Origin of the sequence: Chryseobacterium pyrolae (genome assembly GCF_025153485.1) — a bacterium.
Taxonomy (GTDB): Bacteria; Bacteroidota; Bacteroidia; order Flavobacteriales; family Weeksellaceae; genus Chryseobacterium; species Chryseobacterium antibioticum.
In genome coordinates, this window is sequence record NZ_JANZQH010000003.1 from 1 (window position 1) to 16,209 (window position 16,209).

At 38.0% G+C, this 16,209-nt stretch carries 10 protein-coding genes; all 10 read right to left on the reverse strand.

Annotated elements, in window-relative coordinates:
- Positions 1–273: 273 nt before the first annotated feature.
- Positions 274–798, reverse strand: a complete 525-nt coding sequence (locus tag NZD88_RS06810) for a hypothetical protein (protein ID WP_259828383.1) — start codon at positions 796–798, stop codon at positions 274–276.
- An 11-nt stretch (positions 799–809) separates the two neighbouring features.
- Positions 810–1,292, reverse strand: coding sequence for a hypothetical protein (locus tag NZD88_RS06815; protein ID WP_259828384.1), 483 nt, complete (start codon positions 1,290–1,292; stop codon positions 810–812).
- A gap of 38 nt (positions 1,293–1,330) precedes the next feature.
- A complete protein-coding gene (locus NZD88_RS06820) occupies positions 1,331–3,982 on the reverse strand; it encodes a COG1470 family protein (RefSeq protein ID WP_259828385.1) in 2,652 nt (883 codons plus the stop codon).
- A 97-nt stretch (positions 3,983–4,079) separates the two neighbouring features.
- Complete coding sequence (locus NZD88_RS06825; protein WP_259828928.1) at positions 4,080–4,856, reverse strand: WxL protein host-binding domain-containing protein; 777 nt, start codon at positions 4,854–4,856, stop codon at positions 4,080–4,082.
- Between the two features lie 122 nt (positions 4,857–4,978).
- Positions 4,979–5,557 carry a hypothetical protein gene (locus NZD88_RS06830; protein ID WP_259828386.1) on the reverse strand — a complete coding sequence of 193 codons (579 nt, stop codon included), beginning with the start codon at positions 5,555–5,557 and terminating at the stop codon, positions 4,979–4,981.
- Between the two features lie 223 nt (positions 5,558–5,780).
- The gene (locus NZD88_RS06835; protein ID WP_259828390.1) at positions 5,781–8,123 is read right to left on the reverse strand and encodes a phosphocholine-specific phospholipase C; all 2,343 of its coding nucleotides are present in this window, start codon (positions 8,121–8,123) and stop codon (positions 5,781–5,783) included.
- Between the two features lie 80 nt (positions 8,124–8,203).
- Complete coding sequence (locus NZD88_RS06840) at positions 8,204–9,739, reverse strand: SusD/RagB family nutrient-binding outer membrane lipoprotein (protein WP_259828392.1); 1,536 nt, start codon at positions 9,737–9,739, stop codon at positions 8,204–8,206.
- A 19-nt stretch (positions 9,740–9,758) separates the two neighbouring features.
- Positions 9,759–12,905 (reverse strand): SusC/RagA family TonB-linked outer membrane protein, encoded by a 3,147-nt coding sequence (locus NZD88_RS06845; RefSeq protein ID WP_259828393.1) that lies wholly within the window; start codon positions 12,903–12,905, stop codon positions 9,759–9,761.
- 512 nt (positions 12,906–13,417) lie between these two features.
- On the reverse strand, positions 13,418–15,022 hold the full coding sequence (locus NZD88_RS06850) for a BamA/TamA family outer membrane protein (RefSeq protein WP_259828394.1): 1,605 nt from the start codon (positions 15,020–15,022) through the stop codon (positions 13,418–13,420).
- 160 nt (positions 15,023–15,182) lie between these two features.
- The gene (locus NZD88_RS06855) at positions 15,183–15,971 is read right to left on the reverse strand and encodes an SDR family oxidoreductase (protein WP_259828395.1); all 789 of its coding nucleotides are present in this window, start codon (positions 15,969–15,971) and stop codon (positions 15,183–15,185) included.
- Positions 15,972–16,209 lie beyond the last annotated feature (238 nt).

The window sequence follows — 16,209 nt, forward strand, 5'->3', positions numbered from 1 at the left end:
CGAAAGCGGGAGAGTAGGCCGCCGCCAGTTTTTATTAAAAAGTCTCATACATGTATTTGTATGAGACTTTTTTTGTTTATACCCCAAACCAAGGAAATAGGGAATGAAGAACGAAGAATGAAGAATGAAAAATGAAGAATAGGGCGAGGCCACAAATCATTCATCATTCATCATTCATCTTTAATAAGCATCAAGTCTCATACAATCATGTGTGGGACTTTTTTGGTTTAGACTCATGAACATAATGACTGCACCGCTGATTGATAAGTGATACTAATTACTTACTGTAAAAACTATTCTGCTGTTATAAGTTGCTGCAGGAATGGTTACTGATACTCCACTTACCTGATACTGTATATTGATCCCGGTATAAGATGTAACCGATAGAATAGTTGATATTCTGAATAATTCAACAGCAGTTAGAGGTACAGTGATATAGGAAGTTCCTCCCGATATACTACATCCCACACATAGAGTGGAGCCGTTGCTGGTTCGCTTAGCTGATAAAATTAAAGAGCTGTTCCATGTCGGATTAGCTTCATAGTGTACATAAACTTTTACACTTCCAAGTAATGCTGGCAAGCCAACATTAATACTAGCTTGGTTAGTCGGACTGGCATAAGTTCCTGTATAGTTATTCCCAGCTTCTGTAATGGCCGTAATAGACGCATTCCAGTTGGTAACGGGAACGGTTACAGATTGCGCTTTACTGTGATAACTGAACATGATAAAAAGAGCAAGACAGATATACTTTACAGAAAATATTTTATGGTGAATAATAGCGTCAGTATGTTTCATTTCTTTTCTATTTATTCGGTAATAGTATAGGTTATAACAACAGGTGTATTGGTTCGGGCGGAAAGATTGGCATAAGTATTTACGACAAGGCTAATCGTTAGTCTATGACCATTATTAGCTCCATTTCCCGTAAAAGCGCCACCTATCCCGGTTATGATATTTGCTGCTGTTGTAGACAGGGTAATCAACCCTGATGATGTGCCTAATGTGCCACCGCCGGAACCAGCAGCTGCGGCTGCTTGTACTTTTATATCAACACCCGGAATAACCTGATTGACAGAAGCTGTAATTCTTCTCGTAAGTCCTCCCAAAGCAATGGCTGAAGTATAATTGACCCATTTTGTGGTATTGGCAGAAGGAGCCGTTAAAGCCTGCCCGGCTTCAGTAGGAGCCGTAAAATTCAACGTAAAAGTGCCTGCAGGTTCGATATCTATTAAGGTTACCACAGGAAGCGTGACAGCAATAGTACTCTGTGAGAATATAGGGCTAGCCATCAGACAAAAAATTATACACACTATAGGTTCTTTCAGTTTCATTTTTTCTTTTTTACTTCGTTGTATCCTACTTTTATCATTTCCTGCTGGTATTTCATTTCACTCTGTTGTTTTACAATGTGAACGATGATGTTCTGTGTTTCCGATGGTTTAAGGCTGCATTGAAAAGAGTCCATTGCTATTTTATATCTTTTGTCAAGACCGTTCCTGTAAAGTTTAACTTTCCATTCTCCCGGTCGCAAATAAGTGAAGTCAAAGCTTTCACTGATAAATGCTATTTTACGGTAAGTCTGTTCACCATTGGATGCCTCTATAATAATACTTTGTTTTTTGTTTTTTTCAGTTTTAAGCTGATATTGGGCAAAACGGTATTGGTCTTTATCTTCATTTTCAGAAAGTTGAATACTTCCCTTGATCGTAGATGCTGTGGTTAATCCAAAATTGAAAGTATTTTCTTTGTTGGCTAGATGTAAAGATGCCGGTAAAGAAACATCTGTTATATCATTGATATCAGCTGTAGATCGGTCTATCTCCAGAAAATAGTCTCCGGGAACAATATTTTTAAACATGTAATTTCCATCTTTGTCGGTAATAGATAAATGACTGCCCAGCATTAATTTGATCCCTTCTGTTTTTTTTACACCCAGATTATTGATATTTCCTGACAGAGAAGTATATTCTGCTGTTTTTTGGACAGGTACATTAAGCCGAAGTGTATAGCGTAAAGAAAATATAAAATCTTTATTGCCCAGCTCGCCACGTTGCAACGAGTATCTGCCTGACACATCAAGTTCACTGTCCTGAAATAATTGTTGATGAAATAAAACTTCAAAAAGATTCCGGTCTCTGAAATATTCCTCAGGCATATAATTGTTCTGATAAAAAAGACTTAAGCTTGTCTTGTCAGAAAACCTGCTGAAGATTCTCGCTCCATAATAAACCTGCTTCTCATTCTGCATCTGATATCTTGAAGTAATAGCGTAGCTGGCATAAATACTGAAAGCGGTCTTCAATTTCTCAAAAGATATATTGGTGGTATAGAAACTGGAATTTCCATTAAATCCACTCAGATAGTTATTTGTTTTCCCAAACTGTCCCTGCAGGTTCACCAGAAATTTCCCTATCTGCTGATCGACACTCACTTTAAAGTACTGCTCATAATAATCAAACTGTTTGGGTTCCAAACGATCCTGGTATTTTTGAAAGCCATTATAGAAGGTGATAAAACCGCTCGGAATATATTTGTACTGTATTCCATATTGCAAAAATCTTCTGTAGGGTGCTGCATAGAATAGAGTATCCCGCTGAAAATTCCTTGCATCCTGGGTGTAATTTCCAAATACATTCAGTTTTTTTGAAATCCTGTATTGAAGACTTCCGTTAAATGTGCTGGTATTGGTAAAATAGCCGGCAAATTTAGGACTCGCTCTCATATACATTAGATTTCCGTTGAACCTTTCAAAAGTGGCTTGAGCTTGCGCCATATAGGCTGTTCCCTGCATTTGTTCAGTTTTACTGTAGGCAGCTTCTCCCGAAAGGACTATATTTTTTGAGATCTTGAATTTTCCTGCAGTGTACGGAAGGTGAGCTTCAGTGTCTAATCTGATATTTCCGAAGTTCATTTCTCCCTTTCTTGGAACTTTATAAAGATATCCTGCTGTGATCTCTGACTCTTTGCGGATCTTGAATGTTGAATACACATTGAACTCATCTTTAATATCCCGGAAAAACCGGGGATGGTTATAAAATCCACCCACACTGAATCTTTTAAAATCGTAACGAACCTCTGCCCCCCGGCCGTATCTTGCAAATTCAGTTAAGTAAGAAGCAGAATATGTTTTATCTCCAAGATGAACAAAGAAATTATCTCTTTTATAATTAACGAAATACTCTTCATATTGAGTAAAAGAATTGAATTCAACAGGATTGGCAGTTACTGCATGAAACTCAATCTGGTTTTTATTTTCTTTATCTAAACTTCCCTTACCATATACTTCCCCCTGAAATCCGTCCTGGTAGATTCCCATATTTTGCATCCCTATAAAAGAGATTGAAGCAGAAACCGGAAGTCTATGATAGATATCGTCTTCTACCGGCTTTACCGATATAACTTTTACACTTACATAAGCTACTTGATTTTCCTTTGGATTATCCAGGGAGTAAACGGATAAGTTGAGATTCTGAAATTCATTTTGACCGAGCTCTGCATTAGTGACTTTATAGATACCGATCACTTTTGATTCGTTAGGAGCCAATGTTATAGAAGCATCTTGATCTACGACCGCATTCTTACTCTCTAAAATCAGTTTTTCGGTAACATTCCCACTGTTTTTTAAAAGAAACGAAGCACGGATAGTTTCACCCGCTCTGATAAATTCTGGTGAATTTAATGAAGTAAGACTAAGTTTACGGCTTCCGGAAATCGTGACCTGTGAAGTTTTTGTAAAATGAGTTCCATCGTAGCGGTCCGTTCCGTTCAGGATAACCGAATAAACACCCTGTCCTGCTTCTGCTGCAATACGGATCGGAACAATATACACGGTTTTTTCGTGCGCAGTGATCTTAAATTCTGCTTTTTCTAAAATAGGTTTGAGAAACGGGCTTGAAGAGGTAACGGTGAGATCATAAGTTTTGTCTTCAGCCGAAGTGTTTTCTAATGAAAAGGAAATAGAAGTAGACATTCCCGGCATTAGACTATCTTTTTTACTGGGCAATTGACTGGACTGCTGTTGAGAAAAAATAAGTACCGGGAATAGTGATAATAGGACGATATATAAAATCCAAGTTTTAATCATTCTTTACTTCTAATTCCACATTGAGCGCAAAGGCATTTTCGTCTTCATCGGTGGCTATAATGACAGCCTTGTATTGAGCTGGCGGAACTTTGCTGATGTCAATATGAAATGATTTGGAGGTCTGTGGTAATAATCCCATGGCAATGCTCGTGTAACTTCCGAGACGCTCTCCGGTTTTACGGTTGTAGATTTCAATAGTTGCTGTTGGTTTACAGTAAAGATTACCGTTGTTGGCTATCGCAATTTTTGCTAGCTGTTTTCCCTCTTCCTTTTCTATTTTTACACTTTCAAATTTAAGGTCCGGCTTTGCTTTTTCCGGCTCATAATCGGTAATCACCTGAATGGCATAACGCACCACAGAGGTGATATTTACGCCTGCTTTATCATTGCTGGGTTTTATATCATCTACAGGTTCTACAATGATTACACTCCAATAGCTTCCCGGATTTACAGGCGTGTTAGGAACAGTAATTTCATAGAATACTTCGGTTTTTTCCTTTCCCTTTAAGGTGATCAGATTCGTATTAAGCTTAATCCAGTCACCATTAGTTCTGCTGTTGGTGCGTATGGTGGTATAGCTTATGGAACCGTCCGCCTGGTAGGTAAAATCCTGTAGAAATAATTTTACGTTTTGCGGTTTGTTGTCTGTATTTTCAATAGCAATTTTCCCTTTATATACCTTTCCATTTTCTACCTTGTAGGTATGGGTAAGGCCGTTCAGGACGACAATACCCGCATGTAGAAAGCTGAACTGCATTATCAGAAACATCAAAAAGAGAATACGCTTTATTATAATCATTTAAAGTTTGGAATTAAATCATTGACCATATAAAACCAGGAAGAAACTGACAGGCGGTTTCTTCTTGTTTTATTTTAAAATTAAGGTTGGTACTAGTTATCTGAAATCGTATACGTTACTGTAGCTACCGTACTCGCTGTTGCCTGTAAGTCTGCATACGCAGCTACTCCTCCAGGTCCGCTTCCTGCTGCCAGAGCATAGGTAAGATTGTGTCCGTTATTGGTTCCGTTTCCGGTATAAGCACTTCCGATTCCTGAAATAATGGTCTGGTCTGCAGCGCTCAGTGTGATCTGGGCTGCTGGTGTACCTAATGTACCACCACCACTACCGGTAGCTGCTGCGGCCGTTACATGGATGTCAACTCCCGGAATCAGAGCATTTACCTTTACAGATACATTACGGGTAGGATCTGCCACAGATTTAATGGAAGAATAATTCAGCCATAGCGTATTATTAGAAGTACTGGCTGTAACTGGGTTCCCCGCTTCTGTAGGTGCTGTAAATCCTAATGTGATGTTTTTCGTTGCTGAAGGTTCAATATCTACCAGTGCAACTTCAGGAATTGAAATAGTCACTGTGTGATTATCTGTGTTGGTGTCTTGTGCCTGTAAGTTACCGGACAGTGCGGCAGCCATAAAGCATACGGCAAGGCTGATGTTTAATTTTTTCATGATCTTAATTAATTAGTTACGTGAATTTAATAAAAATAGACAAATAATGGTAATAAAATCTTATTTTTTAAATATTATTATATATTCTTTTATAGTATTACATTATGTGTTATGATATTTATATGCAAATTATGTAAAAGTACCCTATTAAGCTATGATCGTAATCATAAGAAAAAGCCTTACACAAATCGTGTAAGGCCTTGATTTTTTATGATGTATGGATTTATGCCCAGTGGGGATCTGAAATGGAAACTTTTCCGGTTTCTATTCTTCCTGCAAAATGCCAGATATAATCGTCAAAGACTACTTTTAAATCATACCAGCCCTTATTTTTGTTGAGATCAATTACCATTTTCTCTTCTGACTGGTGCAAAGAGACTGTCTTTTTATTTTTCTCGTACAGATTTTCCACAATTAAGGAGATATTTCCTTTTTGTTTTTTGAAAATCAGTTCCACCTCATTTTTTGAACCATTGCTAATTAGCTGTACTTCTATTTCAGGAGTTTTATTTCCACTAAATTTCCGGAAGAAGCCATTGGGTCCGAAAACTTCATAATCATACTTTTCAGGATTCACGGCATGGAAAAGCTCTTGCTTTGAATATAATGCATAGGAGAAATGATATTGACTGCTGTTAAATTGGGTCCTGTCATACATTAACAGAGGAACCCCGGCTTCTTTTAAATTCGTCATTTTAATCTTTCCGTTTTCCAGATTGACATGGAAATGATAGGGAAGCGCGTTAGAAGGTTTGACTCCTCTTTCCTGAATCTCAAGAAGACGATCGCTGATTTCATTTTCAGCATACCATTTCAAGTTTGGGACAGGCTTGCTTTTGGCAGCATTGATGGTTTTCGCATAATCTTTCTGATCAAGATAATCCATATGCGGAGCTTTTGTATTGGAAGCATTGAAAGATGAAGTCAGATCTCCACAGATCGCTCTTCTCCAGTCACTGATATTGTTAACCGTAACGTCTTTCTTATACTTTTTCTGTATGAATTTCTCAAGGAACTGTAGAACGGAAGTGTGATCCGAAACTTCAGAATTAACAAAACCTCCTTTCGTCCAGGGCGATGCGATGATCATCGGAACTCTGTAGCCCAGACCAACGGTACCTTCTATTCTCTCGTGATCTTTCAACGGGAGGACAGACATATATTCCTGGGATTGATCCACATATTCCACACCTTCTTTACCATTCAGATCCACAGGCTGGCTGGGATTAACAGGTGGGGCGAATGGAAGAACATGGTCAAAATAACCATCATTCTCATCATAATTGATGATAAAAATGGTTTTTTTCCAGGTCTCAGGATCTTTGGTCAGAATATTGAGAACTTCTGAAATATACCACGCTCCATACCACGGAGATCCCGGGTGGTCAGAAAAATGTTCAGGAGCCACCAGCCAGGAAACCAGCGGAAGTTTTTTTTCTTCTACATCTTTCCTGAACTGAAAAAGGACATCTCCTTTCGGCACGACCAGTTTTTCTCCATTTTCATCCTTTCCGATCTCCAGATTCCAGTAGTCGGGATCATTGATGTTTGTTGTAAAGGCTTTTTCGTGAAGGTTTTTTTCCAACTGCGAAAGTTGGGCATAATGTTCAGGAGTATATTGAGTCTGATCTTCTTCAAGTTCAGCGATCAGCGTTTCAAACCTTTTCTTCTGATCCGGTTTTTTAGCCATCTCTTCTTTCAGGTAAGCGATGATCTTAGGAATATTTTCATGATACCCTTTTGAAAATTTGACATTGAACTTTGAAAACCATTCAATAGGATTATCTGTGAAATTACTTAGCCAGGCTTCCTGCTCACCAGACATTCCCTTCGGAAGACTGATCTCATTCTGATAGATCTTCCACGAAACATTCTGTTCCTCTAAAATTTCAGGAAAGCTTTTCCAGTGGGCCTGTCTGGCTTTGTCGTAATCAATATTTTCATTGTAAACATTCGCTTTTACTTTACCGTTCTGCTGCTCCCTTAGCGTTCCCGACCAATGGAAAAGTCTGTTGGGAGTTGTTCCGGTAAGGGAAGAACAAAAATATTGGTCAAATATCGTAAACGCATCCGCCAGCTGATAATAAAACGGAAGATCTTCCCTGTTATAATATCCTAAAGTAAGCGGAATATTTTTATAGTCTTTGTTTCCGGAGGCTTTAAACTGAAGCCACTGGTCATATTTTCTCTTATTTAAAGCTTTTTGCTGGTCAGACCATGAGTGCGGTAACGAACTCATCCATGTAGATTTAGTATTTCTGAGATCGAGTCTGGCAGGCGAAGCATATTTTCCAGAATCATCTTTTTGAAAGAAAACGGAATGTCCGTCCTGCTTCACAAAAGCTCTTTTGTCCAGAAATCCCCTTACGCCTTTTAGCGATCCGAAAGCATGATCAAAAGAACGGTTTTCCTGCATCAGGATCACCACATGTTCTGCATCATAAAAGGTGGAAAGTGCCGCAGGCTCTATAGCCAGTGCTTTTAAAATAGCTGGATGAAGAACGCTTGAAGTTCCCAGTCCGGCCATCAAAAGGCTTGATTTTTCTAAAAATTCTCTTCTATTCATGATCAATCAAAATAAGAAATAAACCGCAAGTTAATTGGATTTTCCTGCGGTTTATCTGTTTTATATAAATATTTAGGTTCTTACTGAAGCCACCATGGTTTAGAATTAATATTGTCATTTCCTCCGTACTGGGTGGCCAATGCAGCTTTTAGGTTGGTGTTGTTATAGTTGTATTCAGCCTGTGGATATCTGAATCTGAAGGGAGCAGGGACTCCATCTTTAAGTGGATATTTTGGGAATCCTGTTCTCAGATAATCATAATATGAGGTCCACTGACTCTGGTGGAACATCGTCATATATTTTTGAGTCATAATTTTTTCCAAACGCGTTTCAGGAAGATCCGAATCATTGTAAATTACTAACGGAGACGCCAGATATTGATTCACATCAAATCCTGAAAAATATTGCCCCGGATTTTTTACATAGGTCTGATAAAAACTGAAACTAGCTTTAATTGCATTATCATAATGCGTTTTTGCTGATCCTGAGATCCATCCTCTGGCCGCAGCTTCTGCCAAAATAAATTCAAGTTCCGAATAACTTAGTACGGATGAAGGCTCATTAGTTGCATCTTTATAAAAACGGTCGTTCACTTTAGAAATATTTTTTGCCGTGATCAAAGCCGCGTTGTCAGAATAAGAAGAATTGGGATCTCCTCCGTTGTATCCTGTAAAATCTGTAACTGGTTTTCCTGCTTCTTTCGCTGCTGTCGTCTGTGCTGCAAAAGTGAACAGACGAGGATCCTGTCTGACTTTAAACAAATTGATAAAATAATCTGCCATGTATAAACTTGAGCCATAACCGCTGTTGTTGAACATAGTATATCTGCTGTCTGCTGCATCGGCAAACTTAAGCTGTCCATTATCTGAAATGGAGGTCATTAAAGCCTGATTATTGGCAATAGAAGCAAATTCATTGGCTACATTATAGCTTCCCAATGTCGTTTTTTTAGACATACTGATTAAAACTTTCAGACGGAAGGAATTGATCAGCTTTTTCCATTTTGAAGCATCCCCGCTATAAATAATGTCGCCTTCAATTTTATCATTGGTATTGATCAGATCATTGGCTTCTTTCAGTTCGGATAAAATTCCGGCCATCACCGTTTCCTGGCTGTCGTATTTTGGCTGGGTAATTCCTGATTCACCTTTTACGGCTTCTGTGTAAGGAATGCTTCCGAATTTTAAACTTAAATTAAAGAAATAATAAGCTCTGTAGAATTTTCCGATGGCAGCATAATTTTTATTGCTGATCTTCTCGGCTTCCTGCATCATTTTTCCTGTATTCAAAAGTCCGGTGGTATATACATTGAAAGAGGCATCATTCCATTTCATGTACTGATAAACGTTTTCACCATCTGTTCCAATCATCATTCTGGAAGCGTACATATTTTCTCCATTGACCTGGAAAGCATCTTTTGAAACATAGGTCAGAAGAACTTTAGGATCTACGCTGGCCTGATCATTAGGGTTTTCATTAATTTTGTCGAGATCAGATTCGCATGAAGCCAACAGCATGAGGCCTGCAAAAGCAGCCGATTTTATACTGAATCTTCTTAGCCATTTTACCGTTGTACCATTCTGCGATTTCGCTATTATATTGATATTGTTTTTCATTGTTCAGGATACTTATTAATTAAAATTTAAGATTAAATCCGACTCCGATCCATCTGCTGGAAGGATCCTGGATGTCATTCACTTCTTTTGTACCAATCTGGTAGTCAGGATCAGAATACAGGTTTTTCGACTTTTTCCACATGGCCAGGTTATAAGCCGAAATATTGGCGGTGAAGTTTTTGATCATTCCTTTCGGATTCAGGAGATAAGAGAAGTCATATTCCAGGACTACAGATCTCAGCTTGATAAAAGTTCTGTCGAAAACATTCGCAAATAACTCACTTTCGTCTTCCGTTACTCTTGCCTGATAAGGATAGTTCTGTGCCCAATCCTGGAAGCTGATTGGTTTCGTATGAGGAGTGTACATTCCTGTAGTAGCGTTGTAATTAACACCATCCGGTACGAAATAATAAGTTCCCGGATTCGCATATTCAAGATCTCTGTAAGCGGTTGAGTTCGGATGTTTTCCGCCCCACCACATTTTTTCTACGACCTGGGATCTCATGACGCCACCTATGCTTCCGTCGATTCCGATATTCAACGTGAACTTTTTATATTTGAAAGTGTTGTTGAAACCGAAAGTCCAGTCCGGATTAAAATGACCCAGATTACTTGGCGCATCTGCTCTTGTAGGCATTCCTGTTTTAGCATCCAGAATTACTTTTCCGTCAGGTGATTTCTTCCAGGTATAATCGTAAAAACTGTCCATTCTTTCACCGACCTTGATGTTGTTGTAGTTCGACCTATTGTCATAGATAGAAGTCAGTTTCTGCTCATACGTGCTCCAGTTAATTAAAGATCTCCATGTGAAATTGGCTGTTTTTACTGGAACCAAGCCTAAAGAGATTTCCAAACCTTTCGTTGTGTATTCGTTGCCGTTCACATATTGAGAAGTGAATCCGGATGAAGGGGCAGTAGGGAATTCAAGAATGTTATTATAGTCTAATGTTCTGAAATACGTCACATCCAGTGTCAGCCTGTTCTTGAATAATCCCGCACTTAATCCCAATTCATAAGAGTTGGTCTGTTCTGGTTTTAAAGAATTTTCAATGTTCAGGATCGTAGGATAATTGAACATCGGATTTCCGTTGAACGTAGCTCCTTTATTGTTAAAGTAATAGTTTCTGGTTGAATACGGTTTGAAATCATACGCCACTTTAGCCCACGAAGCTGAAAGTTTTAAAAGACTTACGGCTTCCGGCATTTTGACTAAATTTGAAATCACGGCACTTACCGACGCAGAAGGGTAGAAGTAAGACCTGTTGGCTTTTGGAAGCGTGGAAGACCAGTCGTTACGTCCGGATACATTGATGAAAAAGGCATTATACAATCCGATATCGATCGTTGAATACGCACTGTAGATCAACTTTTCTTTCAGATAATCATAATATTTTACAGCGCCTGTAGAATTTTCCAGAGAATACAGTTCAGGGATTTTCAGCCCGTCTGTTGAAGCATTGTCGATGTTATTTTTGTAATAAAATGTGGAACCTCCGGCATTGATGGTAAAGTCAAAATTGTCAGAGAATTTTTTCTTGTAGGTAGCTAATACATCAGAGTTCAGGTTCCATGTTTTGGAGTCATTCAGAAGATAACCGCCGCTTCTTGGAGCGCTGTAGTTGAAATACGAATAAGGACTTAGTATTTCCTGCTTGTTGTGATTTTCAACAATGGATATCTTACCTTTTACAGAGAAGTCCTCGGTTGCTTTATATTCCAGACCGGTTTGTGCGTTGATCACATTGGTTCTGTTTTTATTTTTATAATATTCAGATCCGAACCATGGATTGTTGTACCAGGCATAATTCCAGTTGGCCTGTGCCGTACCTTCTTTTCCCGGAACCCACATGTGGTTTTTAAGATCTCTTCCGTCTACGTCTGCTCCCATCCAGATCAGAATGGTATACATATGCCCGCTCGGGTTGTAATCGTAGTTAGGAATATTAGGCGTAAAAGTTTGATTGAAATTGAATTTGGTGTCAAAAGTCAGTTTTTCTCCCAAATGGTTTTCAGAAGAGAAATTTACACCATAACGCTGCAGGTAAGAACCGGGAACTCTGTCATCATAATTCATGAAATTTCCGGAAAGCCTGTAAATATCTTTATTGTTTTTATAGCTTACGGCGAAACTGTTATTGTTGATCACCGCAGGCTTTAGGAAGGTATCTAAATTATCATGATATCTCCAGTCAATCGGAACCCTTTCGTATCTTGATTTATCATTATATAGCGTTCCTGATACTGCACCATACCACGGAATCACCTGTCCTGTCATTTTATCCCTGATCGGGCTGTTCCATTGGGCAACTTTCAGTCCGGGAGTAAATTTGGGTCCCCAGATCATATCACCGTCGTTCACGCCGCCATCCGCTCCGTCCCAGAATTCGTACTTTCCGTGTGATCCGTTTCCGTATTCGGTTTGGGTTTTCGGAAGATTGGTAAATCCTGTGGTCACCATGGTGTTTTGTGAAAACTCTACAGAAAAACCATTCTTTTTAGCACTTTTTGTGGTGATCAGAACGGCTCCGTATCTTCCTCTTGAGCCATACAATGCAGAAGCCGTTGCACCTTTCAGAACGTTGATGTTGGCAATATTGTTAGGATCCAGATTCTGGAAAACTTCTTTTTCTACAATCACTCCATCAATGACAAAGACCAGATTGGAATTTCCTCTCAAGGTAAACTGCGGGGCTTGCTGCATTCCCGTAGGGTTGGAAACATTCAGTCCTGCTACCTGTCCTGAGAATAAATTTCCTATACTTGGAGTGGTGATGGTTTCAAACTGTTTCGTTCCCACTTCCTGGGTAGAATAACCGATTTTTTCTTTCTTTTTGGCGATTCCCAAAGCCGTAATCACTACGCCTTCGATCTGTTTCTCATTCGCTTTTGTTAAGACAACAGAATATTGTCTTTTGGAAGAAACTTCCACCGTATACATGGAGAAATCCGGAGCATAAAACTCAAGGATATCTTTTGGGTTCGCAGAGATCGTAAAATTACCACTTTCATCAGTTACCGTAGTTTTTCCGGTATTTTTGTCGGTAATGCTTACTCCGGATACGCTGGAGCCGTTTTCGGATTTTACATTTCCGGAAATGTTAATTTCTTGGGCAGTAAGATAAAGGGGGAGTAAAAAAACAGCAAAAGTAGCTAAAGTCTTCTTCATTTTTTTTGAGGACAAATTTAGCGGTGTACTGTTACCTGAATTTTAATGTGGTATTAAAAGAAAAATACTATTTAATATTTTTTAACAAAAACATTTAACATAATAATAAAACTGAAGAAGTTGTTATGTCTGGATATTTGTTTTTATTATACTGTATATTATATCCTATAAAAGCATGATTTTTCATGAAAAAAGAATTTTCTCATTCTGCAGAAAGAAATAATTCAATTGATAATGGTAGAATCGAATTTCTGCACTGAAGGTTTATTTTTTTTTAACGCAAAGTTTGAATATAATGCTGTTATATTTAGTGATGCAAAGTAAAGAATCAATTTTAATTGATTCTATGAAGCGTGTGGTTAAAGCGTCAGCTTATTCAGTGGCATAGCCACCTCTCTTTGCTCATCTTAAAGCTAAAACATATTGCCTTGAACCTTTGCGTTAAAAATTTAGACAATTTTTAGGATAGGGTAAGTATAATTAATGGTGAAAGGGAAATAAAATCTTCTTTTTTAGAATCTACTCAGGATACCCCAGTGGATCTTGATATCATTAAATTTAAAAGGATTCCCGAATTCATTACCATTCGAAAGCTGGAAACTCATCAACCCGATAGGAATAAAAAAGTTAAATCCGAGCCCGACACTGTAGAGTTTAGGTTTCACATTTAAAGATTTGTTATTGAGCTGACCGTATTGTCCAAAGAAGTCAAAGAATGCCTGATTACCAATGAGATATCGGTACTCCAAACCTGCATAATAATAAAAGTCGGCGGCAAGAGATTTTTCATTGAAACCCCTCATAGAATTCCAGCCCCCGAAACGGTATAATTCATTCGCAGAGAATTCAATCTTAGAATCCATCATGGCGCCTTCAGCTTTAATATTCAGGAAGTGGTTACCTGAAATATGGTAATTGTGTTCCCCAAAGAAATAGAACTGGTTTTGGGTAGCCTTGATATTATCTTTGGTATATGTTGTTGTCAGATAATCGTAACCGGCATTGATCCTTGTTTTGTATAGAAAAAGATCAATATCCGTAGGTTCCGTCATTTCAAACCAGATCCCAATTCCCCTTTTATTGTAATCTTTTCCCTGAACATATAAAGTATCAATGATACTGGAAGATTCAAGTGTTCCCCTAAGTCCGATTTTGTTACGGTTATTGATATGATAATAGAAAGCAGGAAGGAATTTTACGTTCGCAAAAGTAGAATCCTGCCTGAAAATATTGACTTTCAGATTCATTCCTACATTGGATTTAAGCAAATACGGAATATCAGTCTGAAGGTCAAAAGTCTGCCCTTTATCAGGGTTTCTCTGCCAGTAAAGATTGACTGTTTCAAAACCATTGAACATATTCCTGAAGTTCACATTCAGAGTTCCGTTCAGTGTGAATTTTTCTGTTTTATCGTTCCCGAAACCGATCATCCCATCAAAAGTATTCGTTTTTTTCTTTTCCATAAACAGGTAAATGCTGGTGGAATCTTTGGTGAATAATGTTTGGGGAGGTCGTTCGAGCGTTACGAAAGCATGATTCTGGAAATTTTTACTGATGGCTAAAAGATTTTTGTCGTCGTAGTTTTTCCCTTTGAATTCCTTTTCGAGGTTCTTCATAAACCTTTTGGGAACCCTTTCGTAACCTTTGACTACGAAAGCATCGATCTTTCTTTTGTCATTTTTGTTGATATCCAGTTCTATCACGGGATAGCCGTTTTTTTGACCTTTATATTTAGATTTAAGCCGGCTGAAAGAGTAGCCGTCATCAATATATCTTTTGTTGATGCTCTTCTTCGTGGAATCTAAATTTTTAGTATAAAAATCTTTCTGAATTTTTAATTTCTGTGTAATGGAATCCGAAAGTTCTACATATGTTTCGTTAAAATTCTTTCCTTTATCGTAAAAAATTTCCGTGCTGTCACCTTTTACTTTTACGTCCTTCAGTTGGGTGAAGAAATAATTGCTTTGCGATAGAGAGTCCAGAAATTTCACGGCTGAAACAGAATCTTTTACTTTTTTTCTGACATTCGTTTCCGTATCGATGAGCCAATACTGTTTCTTCTGCGCTTGTACAAAAACGCAGAACAGGATAAAAAATATTTTTAGAAATAATTTCAATGCTCAATTTATTTAAACCATTACCTTATACTTTAAGAATTAATTGAAGTTCACTTTCGTATTAAACTTAAAAAAGCAAAGCTCACTTAATCATTCTTAACCACTTAATAGAACTTAATGGTTCAAACTACTATTAAATAATTTTTTTTAATAACTGAATTTAGTCCAGTTTATTATACTTTTTCATTAAATTCTCATATGTTCCCTGAGGTAGGATCCATTTCAACGGAACTCCAATCTTCTGTCCGAATTTACCAAAATAATAATGGGCTTTCCATTTTTTCTTATTCAAAAGATTTTCAGCATAGGTTGCGACCTCAAGAGGCTCAGTTCCATCGCCTACATGTGAATTCATCAAAGCATACACTTTGTCGAATACTCTTTTGTACGGTTCGGAAACTTGCGTTTTCACGCGGTTCTCTGCAATATTTGTTTTGATGTCACCAAGGTGGAGCGAGCAGACATCAATATTCCAGGGATAGACTTCATACCTCATCGCTTCCGTTACTTTGTCCAGCGCAGATTTTGATGCAGAGTAAAAACCACGGAATGGAAGTCCCATTTCGCTACCGATACTTGAAATATTGATGATCTTTCCGAATTTGTGTTCACGCATTTTCGGAAGAACAGCGCTCATCATCTGAACAGAACCTACAAGATTCAGGTTGAATAGTTTTAAAATATCTTCTTTCGTAGAATCTTCTACAGCGCCCACCATTCCCATTCCGGCATTGTTGATCAGAACATCAATCCTTGATTCTGTTTTTAAAACTTCAGCAATGGCATTCTGAACCGCAGTGTTATCGGTAACATCCGTAGGAATAGACCTGAAATATGGACTTTCTGTATGTTTCCGGCTTAAACCATATACTTGATGACCTTTCTTTCCAAAATATTCAGCCAGTACAAAACCTATTCCTGATGAGGTTCCAGTGATGATAATAGTCATTGAATTATATAATTTTTTAGACTTTTAAATTTTTATTCCGGATGCTGGTGAACTGTTTTTTATCAACTGTCTCAGCGTAAACCGTATTTTCAGCAAATGTAAAAAAAGAATAATGAACTCTGTTATTTATTTATTTACTTCTTAACATTGTTTCAGTCTTTATAATTACACTGCCCGAATCTTCGATGGTGAAAAATGGGGGGGGTGAAATGATCTATTTTTAAACTAAATTATTAGT